The organism is Phycisphaerales bacterium (assembly GCA_035627955.1).
Taxonomy (GTDB): Bacteria; Planctomycetota; Phycisphaerae; order Phycisphaerales; family UBA1924; genus JAEYTB01.
The window spans coordinates 110,282-122,996 of record DASPKU010000021.1 but is presented as its reverse complement, the minus strand read 5'-3'; the positions used below and the strand labels follow the sequence as shown (position 1 = coordinate 122,996).

The window sequence follows — 12,715 nt, the reverse complement described above, 5'->3', positions numbered from 1 at the left end:
CGGGTTGGATGAGGAAGAGTCACCCGCTGCGCGGGTTCGGGGGGCCGGCGACGGCAACCCAGGGTTGCGCTCGCGGACTCGCTTCACCCTGGGCTATTTTTGGGCACCCGCTGCGCGGGTTCGGGAGCGGAGCGTTCCGTGTGGGGACTCAAGTTCAGGAGCAGAGCGCATGGGTTGTCCGCTGTGCGAGGTGGTGGGGCGGGTGGGGCGCGGGGAGCATCCGCAGGTGGTGGGCGAACTCGCGGAGACGGTGGTGATTCTGGGGGACAACCAGGGCGCGCGGGGGTGGTGCACGCTGGTGCTGCGGGAACATTGTGAACATCTGGCGGAGCTGAGCGTTGCGCGGCAGGAGCGGGTGTTTGGCGAGGTCGCGCGGGTGGCCGCGGCGGTGCGCTCGGTGTTCGGGCCGGTGCGGATCAACTATGAGTGCCTGGGGAACGTGGCGCCGCACGTGCACTGGCACGTGGTGCCGCGGCATGCGGACGACCCGACGCCGCGGGCGACGGTGTGGGGGTGGACGGCGGAGCAGCTGCGCGGGAGCATGGGTGAGGGGGAGCGGGTGGAGTTGGCGGGGAAGCTGCGGGGAGCGCTGAGCGGAGGAGTAGAGGAGTAGAGGAGTGGAGGAGAAGCCCGCGAACTCGACGCCGATGCTGCGGGAGTTCCTCGCGCGCCACGACCTCACGTGCGAGCGGTGCGGTTACAACCTGAGGAACATCACCGAGCCGCTGTGCCCGGAGTGCGGGTATGTGATCCCGCGCCCGGGGACCGACGACCTCAACAGGGACGCGGAGGGCACGCGTCCGTCGCACCGGCTGTGGTGCATTCATTGCGGGACGGATGTGCGCGGTGTTGAGGGTGAGGAATGCCCGGGTTGCGGGAAGTCGCTCGCGGTGAAGCGGCTGCGGGGAAGGCCGCGAGAGACTGCGCGGCTGTTCCCAACGGTGCCGATGTCGTACTTGTGCTTGTGCGGGTTATGCCTGCTGCTGATCGGATGGTGGGTGTCGATGACGGTGGCCAAGCCCACGCTGCTGACGGCGCGGATGTACGGGGCGCTGCTGGTGCTGGCTTTGCCGCTTGGGGCGCTGTGGGTGTGGGCGGCGAACCGACGGGCACTGGAGGAGCGCGGGTGGTACGGGCGGGTGGTCGTGAGTGCGTTGACTGGCGGGTTGACGTGCCTGATGCTGGGGCTGTGGTTGATGCGGACTTGAGGCCGCGTGTTTGAGTGTGTAGCAAAAGGCTTGGCTTGAATCAGGAGTGCTGAGCATGACCGCGACGGTGTACCGGTGGAGCGAGCTGGCGGTGGACCGGCCGATGGAGAGGATCACGCGCCGGCGGGTGGTCGGCGCGAACGTGATGATCTCGCATGTGACGCTGGAGCGCGGGTTCGTGGTGCCGCCGCATTCGCACAGCAACGAGCAGATGGTGTGCGTGATCTCGGGGGCGCTGCGGTTCACGCTGGCGGGCAGCGAGCGCGTGGTGCGCGCGGGCGAGGTGCTGCACCTGCCCGGCGGAGTGGAGCACGGTGCGGAGGCGATTGAGGACTCGGTGGTGATGGATGTGTTCAGCCCGGTGAGCGAGAAGACGGGCGTGGACAGGCAGAGTGAAAAGTGAACATGAAGGCAGACGCGCCGCATGTGGTGGTCATCGGGGGTGGGTTCGCGGGGTTGTCGTGCGCGAAGGTGCTGGCCCGCGCGGGCGTGCGGGTGACGGTGATTGATCGGCGGAACCACCACCTGTTTCAGCCGCTGCTGTACCAGGTGGCGACGGCGGCGTTGTCGCCGGCGCAGATCGCGGCGCCCATTCGCAAGGTGCTGTCGCGCTGGAAGAACGCGGGCGTGCTGCTGGCGGACGTGCGCGGCTTTGACCTTGACCGGCGGCGCGTGCTGATCGATGGGGGTGAGGTGGAGTATGACTACCTCGTGGTGGCCGCGGGGGCGACGCACTCGTACTTCGGGCACGAGGAGTGGGCGGAGCGGGCTCCGGGGCTGAAGACGATCGACGACGCGGTGACGATCCGGCGGCGGTTCCTGCTGGCATTCGAAGAGGCGGAGCGCGAGCAGGACGCGGAGAAGCGGCGGGCGGAGCTGACGTTCGTGATCGTGGGCGCGGGGCCGACGGGGGTGGAGCTGGCGGGAGCGATGGTCGAGATCGCGCGCACGATCATCCCGCGGGACTTCCGCGCGATCGACACCAAGAGCGCACGGGTGGTGCTGGTGGAGGCGGGGGAGCGGGTGCTGCCGGCGTTCCCGGATGCGCTGTCGCGCCGGGCGCTGCGAGATCTGGAGGAGCTGGGTGTCGAGGTGCGGCTGGGGTGGCGGGTCGTGGGGATGGATGGGGGTGGGGTGGAGATTGAGCGTTCAGCAGCTGGCGAACGCGAAGACACCGAGATGAAGACATCTCGTTGGCACGAGCGCATCGCGGCGCGGAATGTGGTGTGGGCGGCGGGGGTGTCGGCCTCGCCGCTGGGGCGGATGCTCGGCGAGGTGGACCGCAGCGGGCGCGTCGTGGTGGAGCCGGACCTATCGGTGAAGGGGCGGCCGGAGGTGTTCGTGCTTGGGGACCTCGCGGCCGTGAAGGACGCGAAGGGTGAGTGGGTGCCGGGGATCGCGCCCGCGGCGATGCAGATGGGGCGGTTTGTGGGGCGGCTGCTGGCGCGGCGTGCGAAGGGGCGCCGAGACGAGGACATCTCGGTGGCACGGTTCGTTTACCGCGACAAGGGCACGCTGGCGACGATCGGGCGGGCGCGGGCGGTGGCCGCGCTGCCGTTTGGGGTGGTGAAGGGGTTTGTCGCGTGGGTGCTGTGGGCGCTGGTGCACGTCGCGTTCCTGATTTCGTTCAGGACGCGGCTGATGGTGATGATCGACTGGGCGTGGTCGTACTTCTTCTTCGAGCGCGGGGCGCGGCTGATCACGGGGGAGGAGCGCCCGCGCAGGTAGGAACGGAGAGGATCGAAGAGGAGTGCAGAGGAAACGGCTCAGGCCACGGCCTGCTTGCGCCTGGTCGCGAGGCCGAGGTGGTAGGCACCGTTGTCGAGCTTCTCGCAGCGGATGACGATGCCGGTTTGGCGGGGCCACATGGAGTCTTCGGGGGTGAGCGACACGGCGGTGCCGAGCTCGATGGGGTCGGTGGTTTTGACGCCGATGCCGGTCCAGGAGGCATCGATCAGTTCGACGCGGGCGAGCTTGGTGGTAGTCGGGCCGGTGGAGAACACGGCCATGGCGTGGCCCTTGATGGGGCGGCGGGGCAGGTGGCGGCGGTCGTCGGTGAGGGTGAGGTGCATGTCCGATCTCCGATGTGTGATCACGGGATCGGCGGGATTCAGGGGTGAGTTGAGGGAACGTCCGGGAAAAGAGGGGGCGCGGGAGTTGCGCGTTGGACGGTGGAGCAGTGAGTAGGCAGTTCCGCCGCCCCGTCGGGGCGGGAGCGCGATTGCGCCCTGATCCACCAGTGGCGCTCGAAGACTCGCTCTACTGGTGGCAACACTCAGCGCCCCTTTGGGGCGAGGGCACCGAGATGAGGACATCTCGGTGGCACGGTCAGAACGGGCGACGCGTGGGGTTCACCGTCAGGTTGTCGCGCCCGGGGATGAGGAGGTCGGCGACCTCAACGGCTTCTTCGAAGCTGGCGCGGGCTTTCTCGGCGTCGGCGAGGCTGGGGAGGAGCTTGCCGGATTCAAGGTGCTCCTGCGTGGGGATGGCGTCGCCGCAGATGACGGTGGTGAAGCGTTCGCCGGAGAGGATGAGGCCCGAGAGGCCGGGGGTGACGCCGTGGAGGGGAAAGAGGTCGACGCGGTCGGCCAGGTGGTCGGGCGCGGGGGAGCAGCGCTTGAGGATGGCGATGTCGGTCTCGAGGAGCTGGCGGAGGGCGGGGTCGGAACGCGCGGCGGACTTCTCACCCTCGCCGCCCTGCTCGCTCGTGAGCATTTCCTTGAGGTTGGTGGCGAGGATGCCACCGATGAACTCGCGCTCCGCGGAGGCGATCCACCAGGTGGCGTGATCGAACAGCGGGAGGGCGCGCCGGGTGTCGGGCAGGAAGCTGGTGAGGAAGACGTGGGTGATGTCCTTGGGCTTGAGGCCAGTGCGCTCGTTCAGTCGCGCGGCCAGCGCCTGCTCGGGGAGGCCGGGGTCGACCAGGATCTTGTGCTTGCCGCTGGTGATCAGCGTGGTGGTGGCGTGGCCCGTACGCACGGCGGAGCGCTCGTTCCAGAGCGGGTTGCTTGCGAGGGCGCCGATGGAGATGACCTTGAAGTCCATGGCGGAGGGTAGGAATCTCTCGCGGAGACGCGGGGACGCGGAGGTGGAGGGGGAGCGGAGGAGTAGAGGAGTGGAGGAAATGAGAAAACGCCGCGGGCTGGTCGGGCCCCGCGGCGTTGTCATGAAGAGTAGCTGCGTTTACGAGAGGCTCTGCGACTGGGTCACGGGCACGGTGTAGGTGCGGCCCGCGACACAGACCTTCACGCAGTGCATGGGGCGGCAGGCGCTGATGGACGCGGTGAGGCAGAAGGGCGTGATCATCTGGGCGCAGCTGTCGGCGGGGGCGAGGTTGCACATCTCGATCAGGCCCTCTTCGGGCGAAGTGAGCTTGATGTCGAAGCCGGAGGTGCGGTTAGCGCCCTCGATGTTCACGATGATGCGGTCCTGCGACTGGTAGGCCTTGAAGGCGATCTCGTAGGGGGCGACTTCGACGCGGCGGCGGGGGTAGTGCTTCTCGATCACGACGACGTCGGGCTTGCTGGGGCGGCCGATGACGATTTCGGGGCGGATGACGATGGTGCCGCCGCCGCGCCCGCCATGGTGGTCGTGGTCCTTGTCGCGCCAGTCGCCGCGCCAGTCGTTGTCGCGGTGGCGCCAGTCGCGGTTGCGCTCCCAGCAGTCTTCGCTGCGGGAACGGCGGTCGTCGTCGCGGGGGCCGTCCGCGAGGGCGTAGGGGGCGATGAAGGTGGCGGCGATGAGGGGGAGGGCGATGAGGCCGGCCTTGCGGGTGTTCTTGAGGGTGAGGACTCGACCAAGCTTGGGGCTGAAGCGGGCGAACATGGCTGACTCCTTCTGACCTTTTGGACCTTCCGGCGCGGGCGGGGTTTGAGCCGTTTTGGTGTCCCGCGCCGGGTTGTGTGCTGGTGGGGGCGGGCCAGGGTTAGTGCTGGCTAGCCTCGCCACAAGCAGAACGGGGGTGGGGGTGGTCGATTGCAGGGTGGGGCTGGAATTCGGGTGGGCGGAAGGCCCTAACCATCACTCCGCCAGGCGCTTGCGATGATGGGAGCGTGCCTACGGGCCGGGGACTTAATGATCACTTGGACGCCGGTACCGGCGCCGGGCCGCGCAGTGCATCGAGCCTCCGGAGGAGCTCGTCGTGCACTTCGTCGAACTCGGCAAGGCTCTGGTATCCGAGTGTGAAGGTGAGAAGCAGCGGATGGTCGGTAGCAAGCTGTCGAATTTCGGTGAGCGCGGCCTTCGCTCGCTTGATCGGCAGCGTGCGTTCGTCCCGGAGCCTGCTCGCCGCATCGCGGACATTGGTGTTGAGTTCTCTGGAGAGTGTTTCGAGCCGCTCCACTTGCCGGTGTATCCGGGCTCGCTCTTCTCTATTCCACTGCTCCGCCTGAGTGACGGGCCAGGGCTCGGTGGGAGTCGCGCGCGTGCGGTCACCGACCCAGTCGAGCTCTTCATGGCCGAGAACGCGGGCGAGTTCAGCCAGCGCGTCGGCCGTCCCCGCCGAGAAGCGGATGAACGCGGCAACGTGTGCATTGAGAATCAGGAACTCGCCCGAACGGTTCACGAGGAACTTGCCGGTCTTGGCGTCCGGGAAGAACCTTGTTTCATCATCGCCGATGTCCGCGGACAACGGCGCGAGTGTGCGCATGGATCGCAATAGCAGCGGGGATCGCCCCACTTGCACCGAAAGCTCCTCGTCCTTGGCCACCGCTTGATCGAAGGCCTGACGGCCGCGGGCTTTTCCGCCGTGACCGTGCCCGGCGAAGCCGCCCAGCGGCCCCATCGAACCTTCCCTTGTGAAAACGAAGTCCTTGGCGGTGTAGCTGGCGATCGCCCCGGCGCCGTTTGCCTTGTCGATCCAGGCGACGGTCCTCCATTGTGTGCCAAGCCGGCTGCGTACCAGCGCTGCGACTTCCCGTGCGATGCCCTCATCACCGCCGATGCAGTGAATGCGGAGAACGACGATCCCCTTCTGATCCTTGCCGAGTTCAGGCTCGAGTATCTCGGCGATCTTCGCGATCATTTCGTGAGTGATATGGATACCGACGATGTCGCGGTCTCGCTCCCCGATCGTGATGATGGCGGCCTTGGGAGCGCCGGGTGCAGGGGGAGGGAGTGTCACAGCAGCACGCGGCTCGGATGGGCTGTTCTGGGCGGAAATGGACGGCGTGAAGCAGCAAAGGACAACCAGTGCCCACATGAGGGTGCGCATGTCATTCGGACGCCGAGGGCAGTTGAAGGTTCCGGGCGATCAAGGTTGGAGGCAGGAACCGGGTGGGGGCGGCCGCGTAGGGGTGGGTTCCGGAGGCGCGTTCGCGCCGTTGGTTGTACTTCACACACGATTGGAGAGAGAGCGATGCGGAATGTACTGATTGGCGTGGGCGTGCTGGCGGCGGCGGCGGGTTCGGTGATGGCCCAGTGCACGCCCCACTGGGACGGCTCCCACGGGAACGCGGCCCTGGACGGGTATGTGGGCGCGATGATCCCCTGGAACGGCGGGCTCGCGGTGAGCGGGTCGTTCACGACCGCGGGCGTGCCGGGCACGGCCGTACTGGCGCACTACGACCCGGCCACGCACACGTGGTCGTCGATCGGAGGGGGCATGGGGCTGGGGCTGAGCAACGGGTTCGGGACGTCGTTCGCGGTGTTCAACGGCGACCTCATCATCGGCGGGTTTTTCCATGACGCCGGGGGCGTGACCGACACCAAGAGCATCGCCCGTTGGGACGGCACGCAGTACCACTCCATTGTGACCGGTTGGAATCCTGACGGGGTTACCTCGGTGTGGTCGATGGTGAGCGGGAACATCGGGTTCGGGGAACGGCTGTTCTTCGGCGGCAGCTTCGACACGCTCAACGGGGCGCCGGCGGCGCACGTGGGGATGTACGACGGGACCACCGTGACCCCCATCGTTTCGAGCATGCCGACGCTGACCTCGTCGGCCGGCAGCATCAACCCGCTGGTCACGGCGATGGTGATCCACGATGACGGCATGGGCGGCGGGCCCCAGCTGTACATCGGCGGGCGGTTCAACAGCATCGACGGGCAGACGATCCTGAACGTGGCGCGGTGGAATGGCACCACCTGGTCGGCCGTGGGGACGAACCTGGGCAACACCATCATCACGGCCGAGGTGGACACGCTCATCTCGTGGAACGGCGCGCTGTACATGGGCGGCACCAACATGCGGGTCAACGGCGCGCTGCAGCAGACGGCGAAGTGGGACGGCACGACGTGGACCGCGGTGGGGCAGAACACGACAGGTCGCGTGTGGAGCCTGACTCCCTTCAACGACGGCAGCGGCGAGAAGCTGTACGCGGGCGGGACGTTCGTGAACTCCGCGGGCACGCCGCCCACCCCGCTCAACCGCATGGCGCGGCTGGACGGGAACCAATGGGTCGCCCACGCGGGCGGGGTCCCGACCACGGGCCAGTCCGTGTTCAAGCTGTTCACGCACGAGGGCAACATGTTCGTGGGCGGGTCGTTCACGAGCGTGGGCACGGTGGCCGCGGCCAAGCTCGCGGCGTGGACCTCGTGCCCGCCGTGCGGCTCGCAGGATTACAACGGCGATGGCGACTTCGGGACCGACCAGGACATCGAGGCGTTCTTCTCGTGCCTTGGCGGGACGTGCTGCCCGAGCTGCTGGTACCTGGGCTCGGACTTCAACGGGGATGGTGACGCGGGGACGGACCAGGACATCGAGGCGTTCTTCCGCGTTCTGGGCGGGGGGACGTGCTGAGCGTTCGTTGAGTCAGTGATTGGAACAAACGAGGGCCGCCCCGGGTGGGGCGGCCCTCTTCGTTTCGTGTTCGTTGGGTCTGAGGAGCACGGCCGCGAAGCGCGGCCGTGCGCACTCACGGAGTGAGTGCTCCACCCAAGGCCGTTAGCACTCACCGAGTGAGTGCTCCACCCAAGGCCTTCAGCACTCACGAGTGAGTGCTCCACCCAATCAGCAGGTGCCGCCGCCGAGGACCCGGAAGAAGGCCTCGATGTCCTGGTCGGTGCCGATGTCGCCGTCGTGGTTGAAGTCGGCGGAGTCGCAGGTGGGGCAGCAGGTGCCGCCCAGGCACGCGAAGAAGGCCTCGATGTCCTGGTCGGTGCCGATGTCGCCATCGTTGTTGAAGTCGGAGGTGGGGCAGCAGCCGTACGGCGTCGAGAACCGGGCGTAGGAGTGGGCGGGGCTGCCGTTGAGTGTGGTGAAGCGGCCGCCGACGTGGAGGTCTTCGCCATGGACACCGAGTGCAGTCACCTGCGCGTCGAGATCGGCCAAGGCTGTCCACGGGCCGCCGGTGGTGGCCGCGAGGTGCTTGATGGGCTGGCCGTTGATCTGGGTGAAGTTGCCGCCGATGACAAGCTCGGCTCGGCGCTGCACGATGGCGTTGACGGGGCCGTTGATCACAGCGTCGGGGTATGCGTTCCAGTTTTCCCCGTTCCACACGGCGAGGCTGATCAGGGGCCCGCCGCTGGTAAGAGAGAACCTCCCCCCGGCGAGCAGCTGCCCATGGGAAATGGCAAGGTCATTCACGGACCCAAAGAGCCCGGCACCCATCGGCTGCCACGCTCCGTTGATGCGGCGTGCAACGTTGCTGGCAGTCACGCCAGCGACAGAGCCGAAGTTGCCGGCCACCACCAGGTCGCCGTTGAACTCAACCGCGGTGCTTGCGAGGGCGTAGGGCGGCGCCCCGTCGGCGAGCGCATCGGTCGCGGTGAATGAGGCGCCGTCGAACTGCGAGATGTCGGAGCCGATGCAGAAGAGCACGCCGTTGTGCACGACGAGGTCGCGGTACACCGGGCCGGCGGGGCCGATCGGGACGGTCTGGCCACCGGTGACCCTGTGGAGCTGTCCGACGATGGGGTTGTAGGTGTGCGCGGCCACGTACAGCTCGCCGTTGAACTTGGCCGCGGCGAACAGGTGGGCGGTGGCGCGGTTGGCCACCGCGTGCCACTGCGTGCCGTCGAAGGAGACCAGTGGCGCGCTGCCGGCGTTGAGCGAGGTGAACTCGCCGCCTGCGTAGAGGGTGTTATCCACCACGCTGAAGAACCGCGGAGCGCCGTCGGTGCCGCGGAGCGGGCGGATGCCGGTGGTTTCGTGATAGCCGATCTGCTGCGGTTTCGAGTAGTACTCGAAGGGGTTGACGCCCTGGCCCTGGGTGAAGGTGCCGCCGGCGATCAGGCTTCCGTCGAAGGGCAGCAGCGTGTTGATCGCGCCGCCGGTGAGCGGGCCCGAGCTCCATTGGCTGGACTCGCTCGTTGCGTGAAACTCGTTCTGGCTGCCGGTGAGGTTACCGCCGACGAAGACCTGACCGTTGTGGCTCGCCATCGCCCGCGCCTGGAAGCCCGGCAACCAGAAGTTGGAGTAAGGCACCTCGGTGACCTGGGTGAACGCGGCGTCGAAGCGCTTGCCCAGCAGCCACAACTGGTTGTCGTGCACGGTGGAGGCGAACGGCGAGTAGTCGATGCACTGGAATCCGCCGAACTGCTGCCAGGCGCCGCTTATGGGGCGGGACGCGTGGAAGGTACGGAAGCGGCTCGGCCCGCAGAACTGGAACACGGAGTGCAGGGCCACTGGGGTGCCGTTGAACTGGGTCAGGTATGCAACGAAGTTCGGCGGGTTGACGCCCAGCGGCGTCCATGCGGACCCGGTCCATACAGCAAGGCCCACGCTGGAGCCGTCGGGAAGCCATAGCTGGCCGGCGCCGATGAGGTTGCCTTCGCCGTCGGTGCCGAGATCCGTGATGATGTCGGTGGGCGTGCCAACGGCGTTCCATGCTTCGCCGTCCCAGAGGGCGAGGGGGGTCGGGATGCCCGCGACCGAGCCGCGCACGGCAAGGCCGGCGCCTGTCGCGACGACCTTCAGGACATTGGTGGCGTTAGGGGCGAGCGCGACCCAGTCTTGCCCATCCCAACCGACGACGCCCGAGATCGGCGCGTTGCCGGCCTGCGTGAACTCACCCGCGAACACGGCGATTGGCGGCAGCGGGCCGTCCCCGTCGGTGTCCCACAGCGTCGAGGAGTGCACGACCCCGTTGACGCCCGCGAGCTCGCCGCGGTCGACGAGCTCGAGGGTGCACTGGGCGAGCGCAGCGTTGGTGGCGGACAGTGCGGCGAGCAGGGCGGTGGTGCGGTGCGGCATGGACGGAGGACTCCTGTGACCCACGAGAGACGGGGCTGGATGTAACGCTCTTCTGTGCGTGTTGCGGAGGAAGACGCGGCCGGAAGAGGGTGGCCGCGATGTGAGTTGTCGAGCGTCGGCCGAGCACCGAGATGGGGACATCTCGGTGGCGCGGTAACGGGGCGTTGACCTCGGTCCCCCTGCCGTCGCCTGGGAGAATGCCGAGGCGGCCGGTAGCATACCGGAACGGGCGGTTTTTCCAATAGTTCTTCCTCCGGTGCTGCAAGGACGGGTTGCAGGGTTGCGCGTTGGTGGGTTTGCGTGCGGCTTGATGCTCTCGACTAACACAACACCACCATTGGGAGCATCACGGATGCGAGCCCCGGGTTGTTCATCGTCACGCTGCCGTGCACGGCGGACTTCAACGGCGACGGGGACATCGGGACCGATGCGGACATCGAGGCGTTCTTTGGGTGCTGGGCGAGGGCTGCTGAGCCGGGGTGCTTTGAGGTCACGAATAGTTCAACCGGGTGAAGCACCGAGATGAAGACATCTCGGTGGCACGGGTGCGTCAAGCACCGAGATGAAGGCATCTCGGTCGTACGGGTGCAATGCGTCCGTCGCATGGGACATCAGTGGGTGCGTGGATCGGATCCGCCGCGTGCCGCCGGGTGGTTTGGGCCTGCGGCGGCGGCGAACTGCTGCGATTGGCCGCGCCTGCTGGGGGCGGGCGGGCATGGAGTGCGTCATGAACCTCAAGCGTCAACATGGGCTGGCGGCGGCGGTGGTCTCGGGTCTGGCGGGCGCGGCAATGGGGCAGCTGACGCCGGTGTGGGAAGACCGCTACAACGGGCCGGACTCGAGCGTGGACCTGGCGTGGGCGAGCGTGCTGGACCGGCAGGGGAACCTGGTGGTGGCCGCGAGCTCGCCGGCGAACTTCGAGTCGCAGGCGTTCATCACGCTGAAGTACGGGCCGGGTGGGCGGCAATGGGAGCGGCGGCTGGACGGGAGCGGCACGATCACCTTCGACCGGGCGGTGACGGTCGCGACTGATGCAGAGGACAACGTGATCGTGGGCGGGCTCATCGATGATGAGGACACCGAGTTCGACGGGATGGTGGCCAAGTACACGCCCGAAGGCACGCTGGTGTGGCAGCGGCAGCTGAACTTCTTCGGGCTCGATGATCAGGTGACGAGGGTGCTGGTGGGGCCCGGCGGCGAGGTCTACGTCGTGGGCACGACGCACAACGGCGTGTTCGGGCACGACACCGCGATGTACGCGGTGGCCCTCAATCCCTCGACCGGCGAGGTCACGTGGACGGACATTTTCGAGCACGTCCCGTCGGAGCCGTTCCAGATGAACGCGCCGGACGTGGTGATGGACGCGAAGATCGACCGGGACGGGAACCTCGTGGTGGTGGGGTTCACGGGCATCGCGCCGACGTTTGATTCGGGCCTGCGCACGACCGTGATCAAGTACGTCGAGGGCCAGCGGCAGTGGGTGTTCCGCGACACCGAGGACGTGCACCACTTCAACGGCACCACGCACCTGGATGTGGACCCCGCCAACAACCTGTTCGTCGTGTTTGCCCGCGGCGGGCAGTCCAGCCAGTGGGACACGGGGCTCATGAAGCTCTCGGGCGCGAGCGGGGCGATGGCGTGGAAGCGGTCGTTCGCCGGGCTGTTCGGGGACTCGCAGCGGCCTGTCAAGACCCTGTTCGACTATGAGCGCGACCGCATCGTCATCATGACGCAGGTCTTCGAGGACGGGAACTTCCCGGTCGACGAGGACGTGCTGCTCGTGGCGTACGACACGGCGGGCGTGCAGCGGTGGTCGCGCCGCTGGACGGGGCCGGGGGTCACGTCAGACACCTGCCAGGGGATCGTGGCCGACGGGCAGGGCAATGCGGTGGTGCTGATCTCCGCGGGCAACGGCCCCTCGTTCAGCTACACCGACATCGACTGGGTCGTGCAGCAGTACCGCATCAGCGACGGGACGCCGGGGTGGTCGTTCCGGTACGGGAACGTGGGCTCGACGCCGCGGTCGTACCGGGGCAAGGACCTCAAGCTCGACGCCTCGCGCCGGGCGCTGCTGGTGGTGGGCGAGTCGGCGCCGGACCCGCTGTCGGCCGATGCCCCGAGCTTCGACATCACGGTGGTGCGGATGGACCTGCCGCGGGTGATGCACTGCTCGGCGGACTTCAACAACGACGGCGACACCGCGACCGATCAGGACATCGAGGCGTTCTTCGCGTGCATCGGCGGGAACTGCTGCGCCCTCTGCGGCAGCCCGGACTTCAACAACGACGGCAACGCCGGGACGGACCAGGACATCGAGGCGTTCTTCAGGGTGGTCGGGGGGCATGGGTGCTAGCGCCTCTGCAGCGGGGCGCGT

Annotated in this window: 12 protein-coding genes; 7 read left to right on the top strand and 5 right to left on the bottom strand. The window is 67.7% G+C overall.

Features of this window, described 5'->3' with window-relative positions; translation table 11 throughout:
* Window positions 1-169 precede the first annotated feature (169 nt).
* Genes VD997_16920 through VD997_16905 form a run of 4 tightly spaced genes read left to right on the top strand, consistent with a single transcriptional unit; the run spans window position 170 to window position 2,936 of the window.
* Window positions 170-613 carry an HIT family protein gene (locus tag VD997_16920; GenBank protein HYE63676.1) on the top strand — a complete coding sequence of 148 codons (444 nt, stop codon included), beginning with the start codon at window positions 170-172 and terminating at the stop codon, window positions 611-613.
* Between the two features lie 4 nt (window positions 614-617).
* Window positions 618-1,208: a hypothetical protein gene (locus VD997_16915; protein ID HYE63675.1), complete on the top strand. Its 591-nt coding sequence runs from the start codon at window positions 618-620 to the stop codon at window positions 1,206-1,208.
* A gap of 55 nt (window positions 1,209-1,263) precedes the next feature.
* On the top strand, window positions 1,264-1,611 hold the full coding sequence (locus VD997_16910) for a cupin domain-containing protein (GenBank protein HYE63674.1): 348 nt from the start codon (window positions 1,264-1,266) through the stop codon (window positions 1,609-1,611).
* A gap of 2 nt (window positions 1,612-1,613) precedes the next feature.
* Window positions 1,614-2,936: an NAD(P)/FAD-dependent oxidoreductase gene (locus tag VD997_16905; protein HYE63673.1), complete on the top strand. Its 1,323-nt coding sequence runs from the start codon at window positions 1,614-1,616 to the stop codon at window positions 2,934-2,936.
* Window positions 2,937-2,974: 38 nt separating this feature from the next.
* Here VD997_16905 and VD997_16900 read toward each other — a convergent pair whose 3' ends face one another.
* The 4 genes from VD997_16900 to VD997_16885 form a co-directional block, all read right to left on the bottom strand.
* On the bottom strand, window positions 2,975-3,280 hold the full coding sequence (locus VD997_16900; GenBank protein HYE63672.1) for a hypothetical protein: 306 nt from the start codon (window positions 3,278-3,280) through the stop codon (window positions 2,975-2,977).
* A gap of 256 nt (window positions 3,281-3,536) precedes the next feature.
* A complete protein-coding gene (locus tag VD997_16895; GenBank protein HYE63671.1) occupies window positions 3,537-4,253 on the bottom strand; it encodes an MBL fold metallo-hydrolase in 717 nt (238 codons plus the stop codon).
* 138 nt (window positions 4,254-4,391) lie between these two features.
* On the bottom strand, window positions 4,392-5,033 hold the full coding sequence (locus VD997_16890) for a hypothetical protein (protein ID HYE63670.1): 642 nt from the start codon (window positions 5,031-5,033) through the stop codon (window positions 4,392-4,394).
* 253 nt (window positions 5,034-5,286) lie between these two features.
* A complete protein-coding gene (locus VD997_16885; protein ID HYE63669.1) occupies window positions 5,287-6,231 on the bottom strand; it encodes a hypothetical protein in 945 nt (314 codons plus the stop codon).
* Between the two features lie 333 nt (window positions 6,232-6,564).
* Here VD997_16885 and VD997_16880 point away from each other — a divergent pair, with 333 nt between their 5' ends.
* On the top strand, window positions 6,565-7,947 hold the full coding sequence (locus tag VD997_16880) for a hypothetical protein (GenBank protein HYE63668.1): 1,383 nt from the start codon (window positions 6,565-6,567) through the stop codon (window positions 7,945-7,947).
* 210 nt (window positions 7,948-8,157) lie between these two features.
* Here the strand turns inward: VD997_16880 and VD997_16875 are convergent, their stop codons facing one another.
* Window positions 8,158-10,341, bottom strand: coding sequence for a hypothetical protein (locus VD997_16875; protein HYE63667.1), 2,184 nt, complete (start codon window positions 10,339-10,341; stop codon window positions 8,158-8,160).
* A 366-nt stretch (window positions 10,342-10,707) separates the two neighbouring features.
* Between VD997_16875 and VD997_16870 the strand changes: the two genes are divergently transcribed.
* Window positions 10,708-10,854 (top strand): hypothetical protein, encoded by a 147-nt coding sequence (locus VD997_16870; protein ID HYE63666.1) that lies wholly within the window; start codon window positions 10,708-10,710, stop codon window positions 10,852-10,854.
* 214 nt (window positions 10,855-11,068) lie between these two features.
* Complete coding sequence (locus tag VD997_16865) at window positions 11,069-12,694, top strand: hypothetical protein (protein HYE63665.1); 1,626 nt, start codon at window positions 11,069-11,071, stop codon at window positions 12,692-12,694.
* Window positions 12,695-12,715: the final 21 nt, after the last annotated feature.

Excerpts from the sequence above, each read along its gene's own strand:
- VD997_16920 (HYE63676.1), top strand. The coding sequence starts at position 170 with ATGGGTTGTCCGCTGTGCGAGGTGGTGGGGCGGGTGGGGCGCGGGGAG.
- VD997_16910 (HYE63674.1), top strand. The coding sequence starts at position 1,264 with ATGACCGCGACGGTGTACCGGTGGAGCGAGCTGGCGGTGGACCGGCCG.
- VD997_16905 (HYE63673.1), top strand. The coding sequence starts at position 1,614 with ATGAAGGCAGACGCGCCGCATGTGGTGGTCATCGGGGGTGGGTTCGCG.
- VD997_16900 (HYE63672.1), bottom strand. The coding sequence starts at position 3,280 with ATGCACCTCACCCTCACCGACGACCGCCGCCACCTGCCCCGCCGCCCC.
- VD997_16895 (HYE63671.1), bottom strand. The coding sequence starts at position 4,253 with ATGGACTTCAAGGTCATCTCCATCGGCGCCCTCGCAAGCAACCCGCTC.
- VD997_16890 (HYE63670.1), bottom strand. The coding sequence starts at position 5,033 with ATGTTCGCCCGCTTCAGCCCCAAGCTTGGTCGAGTCCTCACCCTCAAG.
- VD997_16885 (HYE63669.1), bottom strand. The coding sequence starts at position 6,231 with ATGATCGCGAAGATCGCCGAGATACTCGAGCCTGAACTCGGCAAGGAT.
- VD997_16880 (HYE63668.1), top strand. The coding sequence starts at position 6,565 with ATGCGGAATGTACTGATTGGCGTGGGCGTGCTGGCGGCGGCGGCGGGT.
- VD997_16875 (HYE63667.1), bottom strand. The coding sequence starts at position 10,341 with ATGCCGCACCGCACCACCGCCCTGCTCGCCGCACTGTCCGCCACCAAC.
- VD997_16865 (HYE63665.1), top strand. The coding sequence starts at position 11,069 with ATGAACCTCAAGCGTCAACATGGGCTGGCGGCGGCGGTGGTCTCGGGT.